This is a genomic window from Pedobacter sp. ASV12, assembly GCF_016429155.1.
GTDB lineage: Bacteria > Bacteroidota > Bacteroidia > Sphingobacteriales > Sphingobacteriaceae > Pedobacter.
This window is the reverse complement of the sequence record NZ_JAELUC010000020.1, coordinates 38,139-54,413: the sequence shown is the minus strand read 5'-3', so window position 1 is coordinate 54,413 and position 16,275 is coordinate 38,139. Positions and strand designations below refer to the sequence as shown.

At 45.2% G+C, this 16,275-nt stretch carries 17 protein-coding genes; 10 read left to right on the top strand and 7 right to left on the bottom strand.

Going from position 1 to position 16,275, the window contains the following annotated elements; genetic code table 11:
* The 5 genes from trhA to JHD69_RS07480 all read left to right on the top strand — a co-directional run.
* The coding region (gene trhA / locus JHD69_RS07500) for a PAQR family membrane homeostasis protein TrhA (protein ID WP_199138909.1) at positions 1-634 on the top strand (634 nt) is incomplete at its 5' end.
* Positions 634-1,185, top strand: coding sequence for a hypothetical protein (locus JHD69_RS07495; RefSeq protein ID WP_199138908.1), 552 nt, complete (start codon positions 634-636; stop codon positions 1,183-1,185). The genes trhA and JHD69_RS07495, both read left to right, overlap by 1 nt.
* A 1-nt stretch (position 1,186) precedes the next feature.
* Positions 1,187-1,885: a peptidoglycan DD-metalloendopeptidase family protein gene (locus JHD69_RS07490; RefSeq protein WP_199138907.1), complete on the top strand. Its 699-nt coding sequence runs from the start codon at positions 1,187-1,189 to the stop codon at positions 1,883-1,885.
* A 17-nt stretch (positions 1,886-1,902) separates the two neighbouring features.
* Entirely contained in the window at positions 1,903-2,556 is a 654-nt protein-coding gene (locus JHD69_RS07485; RefSeq protein WP_199138906.1) for an energy transducer TonB, read from the top strand.
* Positions 2,557-2,559: 3 nt separating this feature from the next.
* On the top strand, positions 2,560-2,961 hold the full coding sequence (locus JHD69_RS07480) for a hypothetical protein (protein ID WP_199138905.1): 402 nt from the start codon (positions 2,560-2,562) through the stop codon (positions 2,959-2,961).
* Between the two features lie 184 nt (positions 2,962-3,145).
* On the opposite strand, the gene JHD69_RS07475 is transcribed toward JHD69_RS07480, so the two are convergent.
* Positions 3,146-4,042, bottom strand: a complete 897-nt coding sequence (locus tag JHD69_RS07475) for a diacylglycerol/lipid kinase family protein (protein ID WP_370583457.1) — start codon at positions 4,040-4,042, stop codon at positions 3,146-3,148.
* 57 nt (positions 4,043-4,099) lie between these two features.
* Between JHD69_RS07475 and JHD69_RS07470 the strand changes: the two genes are divergently transcribed.
* Both JHD69_RS07470 and JHD69_RS07465 read left to right on the top strand, forming a co-directional pair.
* Positions 4,100-5,074, top strand: a complete 975-nt coding sequence (locus JHD69_RS07470; protein WP_199138904.1) for an App1 family protein — start codon at positions 4,100-4,102, stop codon at positions 5,072-5,074.
* 46 nt (positions 5,075-5,120) lie between these two features.
* Positions 5,121-5,519, top strand: coding sequence for an META domain-containing protein (locus tag JHD69_RS07465; protein ID WP_199138903.1), 399 nt, complete (start codon positions 5,121-5,123; stop codon positions 5,517-5,519).
* A gap of 7 nt (positions 5,520-5,526) precedes the next feature.
* Here the strand turns inward: JHD69_RS07465 and JHD69_RS07460 are convergent, their stop codons facing one another.
* Positions 5,527-5,895 carry a YccF domain-containing protein gene (locus JHD69_RS07460; protein ID WP_199138902.1) on the bottom strand — a complete coding sequence of 123 codons (369 nt, stop codon included), beginning with the start codon at positions 5,893-5,895 and terminating at the stop codon, positions 5,527-5,529.
* A gap of 165 nt (positions 5,896-6,060) precedes the next feature.
* Here JHD69_RS07460 and JHD69_RS07455 point away from each other — a divergent pair, with 165 nt between their 5' ends.
* Positions 6,061-6,414, top strand: a complete 354-nt coding sequence (locus JHD69_RS07455) for a hypothetical protein (RefSeq protein WP_199138900.1) — start codon at positions 6,061-6,063, stop codon at positions 6,412-6,414.
* Here JHD69_RS07455 and JHD69_RS07450 read toward each other — a convergent pair.
* Positions 6,411-7,610 carry a DUF1501 domain-containing protein gene (locus tag JHD69_RS07450; protein ID WP_199138898.1) on the bottom strand — a complete coding sequence of 400 codons (1,200 nt, stop codon included), beginning with the start codon at positions 7,608-7,610 and terminating at the stop codon, positions 6,411-6,413. The genes JHD69_RS07455 and JHD69_RS07450 overlap by 4 nt on opposite strands.
* A gap of 70 nt (positions 7,611-7,680) precedes the next feature.
* On the bottom strand, positions 7,681-9,111 hold the full coding sequence (locus JHD69_RS07445; protein ID WP_199138896.1) for a DUF1800 domain-containing protein: 1,431 nt from the start codon (positions 9,109-9,111) through the stop codon (positions 7,681-7,683).
* A gap of 75 nt (positions 9,112-9,186) precedes the next feature.
* On the opposite strand from JHD69_RS07445, the gene aat reads away from it, so the two are divergent.
* Positions 9,187-9,822 (top strand): leucyl/phenylalanyl-tRNA--protein transferase, encoded by a 636-nt coding sequence (gene aat, locus JHD69_RS07440; protein WP_199138894.1) that lies wholly within the window; start codon positions 9,187-9,189, stop codon positions 9,820-9,822.
* A gap of 120 nt (positions 9,823-9,942) precedes the next feature.
* On the opposite strand, the gene JHD69_RS07435 is transcribed toward aat, so the two are convergent.
* Positions 9,943-10,605, bottom strand: coding sequence for a DUF2927 domain-containing protein (locus JHD69_RS07435; protein WP_199138892.1), 663 nt, complete (start codon positions 10,603-10,605; stop codon positions 9,943-9,945).
* Between the two features lie 21 nt (positions 10,606-10,626).
* Positions 10,627-13,524 carry a DEAD/DEAH box helicase gene (locus tag JHD69_RS07430; protein WP_199138890.1) on the bottom strand — a complete coding sequence of 966 codons (2,898 nt, stop codon included), beginning with the start codon at positions 13,522-13,524 and terminating at the stop codon, positions 10,627-10,629.
* Positions 13,525-13,873: 349 nt separating this feature from the next.
* On the opposite strand from JHD69_RS07430, the gene JHD69_RS07425 reads away from it, so the two are divergent.
* A complete protein-coding gene (locus JHD69_RS07425) occupies positions 13,874-14,521 on the top strand; it encodes a GIN domain-containing protein (protein ID WP_199138888.1) in 648 nt (215 codons plus the stop codon).
* Positions 14,522-14,633: 112 nt separating this feature from the next.
* Here the strand turns inward: JHD69_RS07425 and amaB are convergent, their stop codons facing one another.
* A complete protein-coding gene (gene amaB / locus JHD69_RS07420; RefSeq protein ID WP_199138886.1) occupies positions 14,634-16,175 on the bottom strand; it encodes an L-piperidine-6-carboxylate dehydrogenase in 1,542 nt (513 codons plus the stop codon).
* Between the last annotated feature and the right edge of the window lie 100 nt (positions 16,176-16,275).

Sequence of the window (16,275 nt, the reverse complement as noted above, 5' to 3'; positions counted from 1 at the left end):
CAATAGGTACATTCGCGAACCAGGAAATTTTTTTACCCATGCAGTACCGGCCATTTTGGCCATTCCGGCTTTGTATTTGCTGCTGCAGGCGGCTAGTACCTCTTTTGCTTATACCGCCGCTTATGTGTACGGAATTGGCATTTGGGTATTGTTTAGCGTAAGCGCCATTTACCATAGCCTGCCCAAAACAGAATATGGCATCCGTTTTTGGCAAAAATTCGACCATTGTTGCATCTATTTGATGATTGCCGGCTCGTTTACGCCTACGGCGCTACTGGTGTTTGAGGGCTGGATCCGCTGGTTGCTGTTCGGCTTGGTATGGTCTATTGCCCTGGTAGGTTGTTTGCTCAAGATCTTTAACCGCCTCAAAAACCAGGCGGTATCAACCGGGCTTTACATTGCCATGGGCTGTCTCATTATTCCGTTCGTTACCAAAATGGTCGAAACCTTGCCAGCAATGGCTTTGGTATGGCTTTTTTTGGGCGGTATTTTTTACATCGGCGGCACCTATTTCTATGCCAAGGACAAACCGCTGTACAAATACTTCCATACCCATGAAATATGGCATCTATTTGTGAATTTTGGTGCTTTGTCGCATTTTATCTATAATTACGTCTATGTTTTTAAAGGCTGATGAGAAAGGTATTGTGTTTTGCTCTTCTTTTTGTTAGCGCCCTGTTGGCCAAGGCCCAGCCCTTGACCCAAACCTATATCGACAGCTTGGTAAAGGTTTATAACAATCATATCCCCTCGGTACACCACTATGAATACTTTTTGCCCTATTCGGGATTTTATGAAGCCAAGGATAGTTTGAAGCTCAATAGAAAACTAAAGTCCAAAACGGCTAAGGATTTGTTGCGCGTAATGCTGATGCATCCGATAGCCAATACCGAGGAGGCGCTCGGTGTGGAGGATTTTTCGAAAGGCTTCATCACCATCGAGCTTAAAAGCAGGCAATCCAAGCAACAAAAACGTGAAGCACTTGCCGAAGCTAGGGAAGTGTTTGCCATTGAGGCTGAAAAGCCAATGGTTCGCCCAAATGAGGCAAACGCAACGCTGGCAAAAATCAAGTTTGAGGAGCTGGATGCTATTACCAGGTATTACAGGCCGCTTTCGGCCGCGATTTACGGCCAACAAGGTGCCAATGGAATGATACAGGTTTGGATTCGCCCTTTAAAAAAATAAGATGCTTCCGTTTAAAGAAATCATAAACAAACACATTGGCCTCATTGGCAAAGTGGTAGATTTTGACCCTGCTAGCGACCGGCTTTTGCCTTTCGATTTTACGGCGAACAATACTGAGCTTGACCCAAGCATTTTGGCCGATACCAGTCGTTTTTCGGCTTGGGTTGATGAAAAATTGGCTAAAAACAAGGCGCGCTATGGCGTTGGCGGTTATAACGAACATCGCACCATTTACAGCAGAAGTACGCATTTTGACCAAGGCGAAGAACCTAGACGCCTGCATTTGGGTGTAGATATTTGGGGGCCTGCCGGAACGCCTGTTTATAATTGCTACAACGCCAAAGTACACAGCTTTCGGTTTAACAACAATTTTGGCGATTACGGCGCTACGATTATTCTGCAATATCAGTTTTACGAACTCACCTTTTATGCCTTGTATGGCCATTTAGCGCTAAGCTCGTTGCAAAATCTGTACGAAGGCATGACCATACCGAAAGGCAAGGCTTTTGCGCACTTTGGAAAGCCTGCCGAAAACGGACAATGGCCGCCACACCTGCATTTGCAGCTTATACTCGACATGCACGGTCTTAAAGGCGATTATCCAGGTGTTTGCCAATTCTCCCAGCGCGAGGCCTATTTGCAGAACTGCCCAGATCCGGCCTTGATTTTAACACAGACTTTTGCATCGGCTTTGCCATAAAATTCGTAAATTGAAGCATGATAAGAATAGCCACCCTTTTTTTGCTCTTCGTTTCTACTTTTGCGCAGGCGCAGCAACCTAGTATAAAAGGGGGCTTGTCGGCCTTTATCAAAAGGAACATCATTTATCCTGCCTATTCGTTGCATCACTGCATTCAGGGCACGGTAAATGTAGGGTTTAAGCTCAATGCCAAAGGCGAGGTGTATTACACTGCCATCAACAAGGGCATGGGGACCGATCTTGACGATGAAGCTTTGAGGCTGATCCGGATGAGCAGTGGCAAATGGACTGTACCATTAAGTCACGATACCACGGCTTTGCTGGTGGTACCCGTTAATTTTAGTCTCGACGGCTACGACTGCCGATTTGTAAGTGCCAACGATATCGCTCTTGCAATAAAAGGCTATAAAGATGAGCAGGCGTTGGTTAATGTGGTGCTCAACTATTACCGTAACAAGGAAAATGGCAACCTCAAACCCGAAGAATTGCCCAAAATCATGAAACTCAAAGCCGAATTGGGCATTGACGATGATTACCTGAACAGCAGGATTGAAGCCGGTTTGAGCAAATACAAGCAGGGCGATAAGCTTGGTGCCTGCGAAGAATTCAGCTTTGTTAAATATATGGGCTCTCCAAAGGCCAAGGAGTACTTAGATAAATACTGTAAATAAAAAATGCGCCTACTTTTCCGTTGCTTTGCTTTCCTCGACCTCGTTTCTCTCGTTTTCATGTCCATGCAATTGTGGCAAATCGCTACACAGTTTAACAAACTGCCCAATCAGCTTTCGGCTCAAATTAGCTCCATTTTAATGTTCCCGATGTTTATATTGGTACTGTTGGGAGCTTACGGACAGTTCAGATTGAAGAAATTCGGCTTCGTGCTTTATTACATCCAGTTTCCTTTGAGGTTATACCTGTGGGTGTTTTCGGTTGGCTTTATTACCTTGCTGCCCGAGGCATTGAGCTATTACGGCGATAAATGGTTTGACGTATTGCTCAAAGTCTGCATCATGTTCGAATTTGTAAGGCTCTACCTGACCATTAGAGGTCAAGTAAAGCTAAAAGAAATGCAATAATGCGCTTGGTTTGACCGCCTAAGGCACCTTAGAGTGGCTGAGGTTTGGTCGCTTTAATTCTTCATTTGCTCAATGCCTTAATGGGTTGCCTAATCCAATGTAGGCAGGCTAAGCTGAAAAAGTAATAGTACGCTTGGTTTGACCGCTACGACGTCTCAGGGCGGCTGAAGTTAAGCCGGCAATTTCATTTAGAGCTCGTTTTTGGCGCATGTGAAGCCGGAACGACTATCTGGATTGCCCGAGGGATAATTTTTGCCTTGAGCGCGCTTATTTTACCCAAATATTCGCCGTCTACCTGAAAATGTACCCGATGCTTGGTATTGATGTGCAGCTTGGTAGTTTGAAAGCTCTCTATCTTTTTCGGGTTGAAAGGCAGTTTGCTGATCCATATCTTCAGAATTTCCATTACGGCATATTCTTTGACCAGGATTACTTCAAAAAGCTCATCGTCCAATTTCCCGTCGGGATTGATCTGTAGCCCCGTACCGTATTGCGTGGCATTGGCAATGGCCACCATGGCGGCTTTTTGCCGGATGGTTTTTGGGCCAATTGAAAATTCTACATCCATCTTGCGATGGTTCCAAAGTGCATGCCAGAGGGCTTTGGCATAGGTAATCATCCCTCTTTCGGGTAGTTCGTCAAATTTTTTTACCAAGTAGGCGTTAAAGCCGATATCAGCCAGGTGTATGCACAGCTGGTTGTTGATGAGGATGGCATGGATCTGCTTAGGTTGTCCGCTAGCAGCTAAATCCAGCGCTTCGTTTATCTCCAACGGAATGCCCAGCTCTTTGGCCATGCCATTAGCCGAGCCCGCCGGAATAATGGCAATAGGTGTTTCGCTTTCCAACAGGCATTCGGCCACCAATTTGAGGGTGCCATCGCCACCAACGGCAACTACACGGTCGGCCTTTGCGTTTTTGATGATGGCTTTCAGCTCTTTCATGGCACAGTTTTTAGGCAGCTGGTAAAGCTCAGCCTGCTCCTCCCTGTCGTTAAAAAAAGAAACAATGGTTTCGGCAAAATTTTGGGTTCCGTGACCAGAACCTGGATTGATGATAAAAAGAAGCTTTTTTGTTTTCACGTACCTAATTTGAAGTGCCTACAAAACAACTGGTAGCCAAAGCCTGTTTTAAATATCATGAATAAAAAACTGAGCGTAAAAATATACCATGGCTATGGACATACCCATAACTTGGTGCTTTATGGCCATGTGTTTAAGTTCAAAGCCAAAACCAAGCAGGGCTTTAGCCGTAATTTTTTGGTTAATATGGTGCACCTGTTTAAATTGTTTATGGTAAAGCCGTATCCTTTTGCCCGGGTCAGGTTGCATTTTAATACGCAGGTTATCCATCAAAAAGCAGCGTACGACGGTTTTTTCAAGTTCGAGTGGCAAGCACAAGAAAACGTAGCGGCTGGTTGGCACCAGGTAAGGGTTGATGCGGTTGACGAGGCCGATCAGGTATTGGCAACAGCCAATGGCGAGATTTTTGTGCCCCACATTACCCAATACGCCTTTATTTCTGATATAGATGATACGGTTATGGTGTCGCATTCGGCAAAATTGGGCCGGCGATTAAAAGAACTCTTTACCCGTAATCCGCGCACGCGCAAAACCTTTGCCATGACGCAAATGCATTACCAATTATTGGCCAATGCCCATACCGAAGCTACGCAGCCTAACCCTTTCTTTTATGTATCGAGCAGCGAATGGAACCTGTACGATTACCTGGTAGAGACTTTTAGGTTTAACCAATTGCCAGAAGGCGCATTTCTGCTCAATCAGCTTAAGCGATGGAAAAGCCTCTTTAAAACCGGGAAAACCGGACACGAGGGAAAACTGCTTAGGGTGATGCGCATTATTGATGCCTTTCCGAAACAACGGTTTATCTTTTTTGGCGACAACTCGCAGCAAGACCCAGTCATTTATCATACCATTGCCAAGCGATATCCGCAAAACATAGCTGCGGTTTACATCAGAAACATCAGGCCCAAAAAACAAAAGGAAACCTTGGCGCTTTTAAGCGAGCTCGAACAAAGCCAAATACACACCTGCCTGTTTACGAATAGCGAAGAAGCCATCAGCCACTCGAAAAAGATCGGATTAATTGCTTAGCAGGCAAATGCTGCTTATCTTTAGGTAAACCCTATTCAAAATGACCATGAAACATGTATTCTTTGGCTTAGTAATGATATTGATTGTTCAAGCCTGCGCCCCAAAAATGCAAAGTGCCAATGTAGCAAACACCAAATGGGTATTAAGCGAATGGCCCGGTAAAACCCTGCCTGCCAAGGCCAAAGCTACTTTGAGTTTTGACGGCAACAATCGCGTTAGTGGTAAATCGTTTTGCAACGGTTTTGGTGGCTCGGCAATCATCAAAGGCGATTCGGTAAAATTTGATCAGCTTATTGGCACCATGATGTACTGCGAAGAAGTGGGACAGGCAGAAAACAATTTCCTCAACAATCTTAAAAGCGCCAATACCCTAAAAGCAAGCGCTAATAAGCTACAGCTTTTGAAAGACGGGACGGTACTTCTGGTATTTACCCCAGCTAAATAAAAAACAACTAGCTGATTGATTTGCCAAACGGCGAAAAGGCCAGGCTCATTAGCTTAAAGTGCTGCAGGCCGAACGGAATGCCTACGATGGTTATGCACAGCAAAAGGCCAAAAAGCAGGTGGGTAAGCACAATGCTTAAACCGCCGAAAATCAGCCAGATGATGTTCATGATGGTCGATAAGCAGCCTACGCCATAAGTAGTGTGGGTAATTTTAACGCCAAATGGCGCCAATCCAACGATGGCAAATTTAAAGCATTGAATACCGAATGGAATGCCAACAATGGTTAAGCAAAGAATAAGGCCACCAAAAATATATTGGAAAAAGATCAATAACCCACCAAAAATAATCCAGATAATATTGCCAATCAGGTTCATGTATATGCTTTTTATTAAGAGCGAATACCTGCCCGAATGTTACAGCGCCTAGCGGGATGTTTCTGTTGGATTTTCATGCCAAACTCATGTTAAATTAACCCTAATTACTTATTGGGATATTACAATTGTGTATATTTAGGATACACACAAATAATCAATAAGAACATGAAAAAGATGATTTTTTTAATGGCTATGGCCATTGGTATGACATTTGGCGTCAAAGCACAAACCGTAGGCGACCAAAAACTGAGCGAAATCAAGTCGCCCTACATCGAGCTAAGGGAAGTTGGAAAATTTCTGAGCAACAAAAGATGGGTAAAGCTGGATTATGGCCAGAAAATAAACCAGGAAGAGGAAGCCTATATCAAAGATGACAAGGGCAAGGAACTCGAATTCAACTCGGTGCTCGATTGCGTAAACCAAATGAAAAACTATGGCTACGAGCTTTTTCAGGTCTATGTAATTGTAGGCGAATATGGAAGCTACAAATATTACGTACTCAAGCGTACAGCCAACTAGATAAAATCCAGGGTTTGGAATTTCTTGGTCAGGATTTGCTGATTGCTTACATCGAGCCAGTTGTCTAAAATGGTTCCATAAACCTCTCTAAAATCTACTTGGTACTTAAGGTCGCCATTGTCTAAATCACTTAAATTCGGGGCATTGTTATAAATGCCCTGTTTTTTTAACCGGCCCCCAAATAAAAATAGGTTGTTGGCAGTGCCATGGTCGGTGCCGTTGCTGGCATTCTGTTCTACCCGGCGTCCAAACTCAGAAAAGGTAATCACTAAGGTGTCGTTCAGTTTGTCGTGCTGCTTCAGGTCGTTTAAAAACGCGGCCATGCCTTCGCTGTATTGCTTAAACAGGTTGCCCTGTTGCTGCAGCTGGTTGACGTGGGTATCGAAACCGCTTAGGGAAACATAGTAAACCTTGGTTTTTAAGCCAGAAGAAATAAATCTCGATACCGTTTTAAGCTGATTGGCGAAACCGCTGTTGGGATAAGTGGCTTTGCTTTCATAAATTTTGGAAGTCTGCTGAATATAATTGGCCGACGAGGAGGTTTCGACCATGGTTTTGTACAGGTAGCCCAAATTATCTTCATCCAAATGGTCTTTGCTGCTGTTGAGCACTTGTTTAAAAAAGGCTTCGTTGGTGTTTCTAAACAACGTGTTGGGGTCTTTGAGGGCAATTCCCTTTTTCGAGTTTCCCTTCAGGGCCAACGACAGGCTATCGTCTACCTCAATTGCCGTATAGGGGAATTTGCAGGTTTCGCAATTCGAATCGAGGTAGCGGCCAATCCATCCGGTAGAAAGAAACTGATTGCTGTCGCTGCCGGTTTGCCAAATGTCCATCGAGCGGAAGTGCGAACGGTCGGGGTTGGGATAGCCCACGTCGTTGATGATGGTCATCCAGCCTTGGTCGTAGATTTCCCTCAAGGCACCCAGGTTAGGGTTAAGGCCCTGCATGTCGTTCAGTTTGATTACATCCTCGGGCTTAATGGCAATGCTCTTTCTTTTTTGGTAATAAATGTCGTTGCCAAAAGGAATAACCGTATTGAGGCCATCGTTGCCACCCGAAAGCTGTACCACCACCAGGTTTTTGTAAGGGCTCAGCTCGTCTAAGGCCAAGGCCTCGAAAGGTTTCATAAACACCGGAACAAACAAGCTGCCGGCGGCGGCAAGGGCAGAATTCTTTAAAAAATCTCTTCTTTTCATCTTCTTAGGTTTATGGTCCATGTCGATAGTTAAGGCACATAAGCGGTGGACTATCAACTATAAGCCTTTGTTAGCAGAGCTGATACTCTGGCAAACTGGTTACTTCTATGGCTGTGCTTTTCAGGCCTTGGTTGTTGACTATCATATCGGTAATTCTTTGGTTTAGTGCAGGCTGCAGTAAGAACCTGGCCAAGTCGAGGGGTTTGGTTCCTTTGGGCAGGCTTGCCAAAAACTTGGGCCAATCGCTTTGCGCATCTACATACGATTTGGGTTTGGGCTTGGCATTGGCTGGTTTGTTCAAGGCAATTACCGCTTCGTCTTCGGGGTCGGCCTTGCCGCTAAAGTCAATCTGGCCGTCGTTTAGCACCAGCGATGGGATTTTCATCCTGAGCATAAGCGAAGAGCTGTCTATCCAGTTTTTGCCACCCGGCCAACCTGCTACGTTGGGCGGATTAAACAGGTATTGCCCTAAACTGCTTTGCAACTGGATGAGTACCTGAGGCTTGTTGTAGGTCACATAAAATTCGCGGCTCAAGCCAACCAAAAATTCGGCCGGCGATTTGATCTTGGTGCCCACATTGGGCGCGCTGTAAAACCAGTCGGCCATAAACATCTTTTTCAGCACCGCCGAAATATCGTACTGACTGGCATGAAAATAATCGGCCAGTTCCTTTACATGCGCTTCGTTTGGTGTTTCGTTTACAAAAAACACATACAACTTTCTCGAAATGAAAACGGCTGTTTTGGGGTTTTCCAAAATCATGTCGATGATCGATTCGCCATCGAAATTGCCTGTTTTGCCAAAAAAGGTTTTGTTGCCTTCATCGTGAAAGGCTGGTCGCAGCTGAAAATCGCCATTTTTATCATAGGTCCAGCCGGTAAACGACCGTGCCGATTCTTTGATGTCCTGTTCGGTATAATTGCCAATGCCCAAGGTAAAAAGTTCCATCAGCTCGCGAGCAAAATTCTCGTTGGGCCTGCCTTTGCGGTTCTGTTGGTTGTTGAGGTATTGCAACATGGCCGGCGACTTGGAAACCTCAACCAGCAAAGTCCTGAAACTGCCCAGTGCGTATTGGCGCTGTATATTGTTGAGCTGTTGGGCAAACATGGGGTTGTTAGAACGGCAGGCAAAATGGCCATGCCAAAACAGGGTCATTTTCTCGCGCAGCGATGCATTGGTGCTGATCATGCGCATAAGCCAATCGATGTTGAGCGAACGGCTCCTTTCGTTCTGTATTTTGGTAATTTCCTGTCGCTGATCTTTTTCTTCCTGGGTAAGTTCTTTTTTGGCACCTAGGGTTGCCTGTAATTCCATTTGCTGTCTTACTTCGGCCGGATCTACGCTTTTCAGTTCTTCGAAAACGGCAGAATCCTTAAAGAGCTGTTCTACTACCTTGTTCAGGTTTTTTCTGCTGAGGTCTTGCAGCTTGGGGTAGGAAATTCCGAAAGAGGCGCGGCTATATAAATGCTTAACACTGTTGAAATTATCTTTTCTCTCCATGGGAGTTCGATTTACAGTTATGACTCTTTTAAAACGCTTGGGTTTAACTATTGTTTTGTTTGCTATTATTGCAGCATGATTTTTAGATTGCTAGACGATGTGCTGCTTTTTCCGGATACGGCTTTGGCCGAGCCCGATGGGTTATTGGCCATTGGAGGCGATCTGCGTGTAGAGCGATTGGAACTGGCTTATCAGCGTGGCATATTCCCTTGGTTTAGCCATGGCGATCCTATTTTGTGGTATGCACCGCATGAGCGTTGCGTAATTTTTCCGGAACGGATAAAGGTGAGCAAGAGCATGGCCAAGGTCATTAAAGACGGCGTTTTTGAGGTCACGGTAAACCTGGATTTCGAAAATGTGATCAGGAATTGCGCGGCTGTGCCCCGCGAAGGACAGGATGGAACCTGGATTACCAACGAGATGCAGTCGGCTTATGTCAAACTTCATCAAAAGGGACTGGCGCACAGCATAGAAGTTTGGCAGCAAGGCCAACTGGTAGGGGGCTTGTATGGCGTTAAAATCAATAAGGTGTTCTGTGGCGAAAGCATGTTCAGCTTGGTGAGCAATGCCTCTAAAACAGCACTTATTTACCTTTGCCAAAACATGGGTTTTGAACTGATCGATTGTCAATTGCCAAATGAACATTTGATGAGCTTAGGCGCCGAAATGATTAGCAGGGAGGCGTATTTGGAGATTTTGCAGGGTGACTGATTTATTGCTAGCGTAGCTTGTTGGTGAAGAACACCAACAAGTGCATGAAATCTGATGAACGGAGGGGGAATAGCGGTGTAGGCTATCGTTTGGCGTTCTTCACCGGTGATAAATCAAGCATTAATTCGGCTTTAAAATAGCATCCACTTCCTCTTTGGTCATTCCTGGCCTGATGCTTTCCTGGTAAAAGGCCGAAATGATATGCGCATCGAAATCATCTATTTTGAGTTTGTCGTTATGGTCCGAATAAAACAAGCTGTTCGCGTTGCGCTCGGTAGGGGTTAACAGGCCGATACTTCTTAAGAGGTTCTTTTTTAGCGAATGCCTCAAAGGGGCTCTATCCCGGTAACTTTCGGGAAAAATCAGGTTTTCGGCCCGGTAAATTTCAGATTTGCTGTTCGATTTGAAATAAAAGCCTCCATAAGCATTGGCATAGTTCACGATGCCTTCAGATAATTTGTTCAATGCGCTTTCTTCCCGCCCCGCTACGATCAGAAAATTTACCTCATCATCATCGTTGGTTTTTTTGATGTCGAGTTTGGTGAGCCTTCTGATTTGGCTAAAGGTACTGTCAATTTCCTTCTTGATGTACTGGCTGGTATCGCCATAGATTTTATACCTGATTGGAACCACCCATTTTACAATTACCCTATAGTCATTAGGCCTGGCTCTGTAAAATGCAATATCGTCAAATGCGGCCTTTTCTTTTTCGTTAAGTTTTTGGGCAAAAGCACCCAAACTGAAGCCCAGTAAGAGGAAAATAAGCAGTTTGATCTTTTTCATCAGCAAGAAGTTTATAGGTCTCTAATTCAACAACTCTCTAATATCGTCTTTACTGAGCGATTTGAAGAAACTTTCTTCGGTGGTAATCAGTGAATTGGCCAATGATTTCTTGCGTCGCTGCAGGGCTAGTATCTTCTCTTCAACGGTATCTTTGGAAATGAATTTGTAGATAAATACCTTTTTCTCCTGCCCAATGCGGTGCGTACGGTCGATGGCCTGTTGTTCTACGGCCGGGTTCCACCATGGGTCGAGGATAAACACGTAATCGGCTTGGGTAAGGTTTAAGCCCACGCCACCAGCTTTGATCGAAATCAGGAAAACCTTTAAATCGGTATTCTGCTGAAACTCGGCCACAATTTCGCCACGGTTTTTGGTACTGCCGTCTAAATAAGCATAGGGGATATGCTCTTTCTCGAAGTAGTTCTTGAAAATGCCCAAATGCCTCACAAATTGTGAGAAAATCAACACTTTATGGCCACCTTTCAGCACATTGTCGAGCGTGTGCACTACGTTTTCAAATTTGCCCGAATCCGATTCGTAGCCTTCGTCAATCATCGCTGGATGGTTGGCCAGTTGCCTTAAAGCGGTTAAGCCTTGCAGCAGTTGTACCTGTTTTTTGGCATAGGTGCCATCGTCCATGCTGGTCAGGAGGTCGTTACGGTAAGCCGACTTGGTTTTCTCGTAAACGGCCGCCTGGTCTTCGCTCATGTCGCAATAAAAAATATGCTCGGTTTTGGGTGGCAGTTCGGCGGCAACCTGCTCCTTGGTTCTTCTCAGTACAAAAGGCTTGATGATGGCCTGTAGTTTTTTGGCTTTGTCTTCGTCCTTTCTTTTTTCGATGGCCTGTACGTATTCTTCGTTAAAAAAAGATTGGGTGCCCAACAAACCTGGATTCAGAAAAGTAAGCTGCGTCCATAAGTCGGCCACCGAGTTTTCTACCGGCGTACCGCTCAAAATAAGGCGATGGCGCGATCGGAGCATGCGTACGCTTTTGAACGATTTGGACGAAGGATTTTTGATGTTCTGACTCTCGTCTAAAATAATATAGTTGAAATAAAACTCCCTCAGCAGCTCGGCATCAACCCGGGTAATGCCATAGGTGGTAATCACCAGGTCGTACTTGCCAAAAAGGCTGATGTCTTTGTTGCGGAAAGTGCCGGTGTGGGCATGGATCTTGAGTTTGGGCGTAAATTTTTTGGCTTCGTTTAGCCAGTTGTAGATTAAAGAAGTTGGCATAATGATGAGCGAGGTGCTGTGCGTACCGTTTTGCTCGTCTTCTTCCTTCAGCTTTTGCAACATGGCCAAAGTCTGGATGGTTTTACCCAAACCCATATCGTCGGCCAAACAGCCTCCAAAATTGTATTCGCGCAAAAAGCTGAACCAGTTGTAGCCCGCTTTTTGGTAATGGCGCAGGTCGCCTTTAAAGTGGGTAGGCATGGCGCTGTCGGCAATATGCTCAAAATCGTTCAGGCGTTGCAGTTTACGGTCTAAAGTGACGTTGGCCAGGCTATCTTCGGCCAAATCGTTGACCAAACCGATGTGGTGCTTTTTCAGCTTCAGGTTTTTGTTGCCGTCGGCCAGGCTGAATAAGGTGCTATATTGTGTAAACCATTTTTCGGGGATAATGGCAATATCGCCGTCAGGCAGGGTAAATTCTCTCTTTTTATGGAGGATGTGCTGTTTTAAGGCGATAAACGGGATGGGATGGATGCCAAAATACACGATGGCATTGATGTCGAACCAATCGTTGTCTTCCTTGATTTCGAAATCGATTTTATTGGCGCCAAAAACAAAGCGTTTGCTGCTGTTGGCCTGCTCAATTTCATAGCCATGTTCTTTCAGCAGGTCGATATGCTCGTTTACCCAGGTAATAATGGCGTAAGACGGATTATGGCTTTCGTCGAGGTTGGGCAGTTCCAGGTGATGAAAGAGCGCACTTGTTTTTTTGAGCCCCAGGCTTTGCAGCAAGGCAAATTTCTCCTTCTCCCATTCGCTGTTGCGTTTGATGCGGGTAAAAGTATAGTTGTCGTTTTCCTTGCTTAGCCTAACCGTTACCTTTTGATCGTTGCCCATGGCAAAGGCATATTGACCGTACTTAAAATATAGCTGCAGCTGCGAAACGCCGCCATCAACATAAATGACCTTGATGACAGGCCTGGCTTCCAGTTTTTCGGTTCTGATTTCGAAACCTTCGGCATAAACATGGTATTTTTCGATCAGCGGACCTACAAACTTTTCGAAATAGGTGGCTTCGGTAGCCTTCGGAATGGTAATGTAGCGCTTGTTAAGGAAGGGCATCAGCTTTTTGCCCTCTATATCCTGTTCAAAGAAATACAGTACATCGTTAAGCAGGAGCCAGGCCGGCTGGTTGCAAACCACCTGTGCCTCTTTAAACATAAAATCGATGCGCATGCCCTGGTACTTGATGGTTGGGAAGTACCGCGTTTCGGTTTCGCTGCGCCTGAAATGGAAAAGCACCGTAGCTGGTTCGGTGGCCAGGTCTATCTTACGTTCGGCAGGCCAGCCGTCTTTGTCCATCAGGTAGAGGCCGTCCTTGGTTTTGAGGATTTCCAATACCTCGGCCAGTTTTTTCTCGATTTTTGGCCTTACGTTGTCGTAGAACTTCTCGTCGAAAAACTTGCTGAAGAACTCGAAAGGCCTGATGGCTTTTTTGTGGTATTTTTTGATGATGAAATCCTGTTCGGTTTCGTCGAGGATCTTGATCAGCTTAAAATCTACTTCGCTCAGGTGCTTGGCAAATTCTTTGGCCGTATGCGTAAACAGCCGCTGGTAGGTGAGCGAGAAATCGCCCTGCGGATTGAGCTGTACAATGTGCGGTTCGATCAAATAGCCCAAAAACTCATGCTTACATAATGAATATACGATTTGGCAAGGACTGGAACTATTTACGCGTAACATTGAATAAAAGCTAAAAGAAAGAAAAGCTAGGCATCTAAAAAATGTTAAACATACATCAAATTGTTTTTTATTCAAACAGCGAGGGCATAAATTCTGAACATTTTATCGTGCCTTGCAATCCAATAACCTTACAAATCAAATAGTTGCTTATCGACGAAATTTTTTTGTGCGAGTTCGTCGAAAAATTACAGGCGTTCGTCTAGTGTTACCCAAGGCTGGTATAATACGCCGATTTCCGGTGCAACTTTTCTCATCTGATGCAGTCTTATTTACGAAACCCGCCCAGAAGAACGGCGGGCCCAAACAAAAAATAAATAACAGTTATACAACAGTTTAAAATATTAAAGTCATGAAAACCTCTATTAAAACCTTATTCGCAGCCGCCTTATCACTAGTCGTATTAAGCAGTTCTGCATTTGCTTCAACAGGAGTAAAAGAAAACAACAATGTAACCGTGTTAAACCAAGTAAAAAACATCAGCAAAATCGAAGTAAAAGGTAATGTTGAAGTGATCTTGGTACAAGCGCCAACAGAAAGCGTAAAAGTGTACGACAGCTACTATGCTAAAAACGCTTTGGTACAGCAACAAGAAGGCGTGTTGCGCATCAGCTCTTTCCAAAAAGAAACCTTAACCGTAGCGGTTTATGTACGTAATTTGGCTGCCATCGAAGCTTCCGATAACGCCGTTGTTAGAACTTACGGAAAAGTAAACTTCCTTAACCTGAACATCGACTTGAAAGGCGCCGCCAAGGCCGATATCAACGCCAGTACCATTAACTTGTACACTTCGGTTAAAGATAGCGCGAACTTAAAATTGAGTGGCAGCACGACCGAGCACTATGCCGTACTGGGATCAAAAGCGAAAATGAGCATGGATCAGTTTGTTGCCGATAGCACCAGCGTAAACACCGTAGCGCCGCTAATTGCCAAAGTGGCTCCGGTTAGCCAAACTTTAGAGAGCATTATCCTTGCCGAAGATGCCAAACTTGCAAAGTAATAAGCCCATCATATATCAGTTTTTTTAAAAGGAAAGCGCCCCGAATTCGAGGCGCTTTTTTTTGGCAAACACTTCCGAAGTTTCAAGAATTGCGGAAGTGTAAAATTGAATTTTAAAGGTCAAATTTTATGCCCTGTGCTAAAGGCAGGGTATTCGAATAATTGATGGTATTGGTTTGACGGCGCATGTAGGCTTTCCAGGCATCCGAGCCGCTCTCGCGACCGCCACCGGTTTCTTTTTCGCCACCAAAGGCCCCGCCAATTTCGGCGCCAGAAGTACCGATGTTTACATTGGCAATGCCACAATCAGAGCCCTGGGCCGATAAAAACTGCTCGGCTTCCCTTAAATTGAGGGTCATGATGGCCGACGATAAACCTTGTGGAACGCCATTTTGCAAAGCAATGGCCTCTTCGAGTTCTTTGTATTTGATCAGGTATAAAATTGGCGCAAAGGTTTCATGCTGTACAATTTCATAATCATTTCTTACTTCGGCTATGCATGGTTTGACATAGCAGCCAGAGCTGTAATCGCCACCGCTCAAAACACCGCCTTCAACTATAAAGTTTCCGCCTTCGGCCTTGCATTTGGCTATCGAATCTAAATAGCTGGCCACGGCATCGGTATCGATCAGTGGCCCTACATGGTTGTGCTGGTCTAGCGGATTGCCAATGCGCAATTGGCCATAGGCTTTGACAAGTTTCTTTTTAAAGGCCTCGTATACGCTTTCGTGGATGATGAGCCTGCGGGTAGAAGTACAACGTTGTCCGGCAGTACCTACCGCACCAAATACCGCTCCGATAATCGACATATCGAGGTCGGCATCTTTAGATATGATGATGGCATTATTGCCACCCAATTCCAAGAGGCTTTTGCCCAGACGTGCACCTACAGCGGCTCCAACGGCTTTGCCCATGCGGGTAGATCCGGTGGCCGAAACCAGCGGAATCCGAACGTCTTTGCTCATGAGCTCGCCAATGGTTCTGTCGCCGATAACCAGGTTCGAAACCCCTTCTGGAACATCGTTAGCCGTTAATACGCGACTAATAATGTGCTGACAGGCCACAGCAGTTAAAGGTGTTTTTTCTGATGGCTTCCAGATACAAACATTGCCGCAAACCCAAGCCAGGGCCGTATTCCAGCTCCAAACTGCCACCGGGAAATTAAAGGCCGAGATAATGCCCACAATGCCTACCGGATGCCATTGCTCGTACATGCGGTGCGAAGGCCTTTCGCTGTGCATGGTTAATCCGTAAAGCTGGCGCGACAGGCCAACGGCAAAATCGCAGATGTCTATCATTTCCTGTACTTCGCCAAAACCTTCTTGCAAACTTTTGCCCATTTCGTACGAAACCAAGGTGCCCAAAGCCTCTTTGTTTTTTCGCAATTCTTCACCAAACTGGCGCACCATTTCGCCCCGTTTGGGTGCAGGTACGGTTCGCCAGTGTAAAAATGCCTTTTGGGCAACCTCAACCACCTGGTTGTAGTCTTTGGTCGATGCCACTTGCACCGACGCTATTTTTTTGCCATCAACGGGAGAGTGGCTGTCGATAATTTTTTCGTTGCTCGGGTTTGCCCAGTTTTGGCCTGTGCTGTAGGCCGGATTGATGGATTCTATTCCTAATTGCTTTAAAATAGCACTGATATTTGTTTCCATTCTATTAAGGTTTGATCTGAAATCGATTTCTACAAAGCAACAAAAAATTAAGGAGGATTGCCACAAAATAAGCGGATTTAGGTTGACAAACCTGCACGGC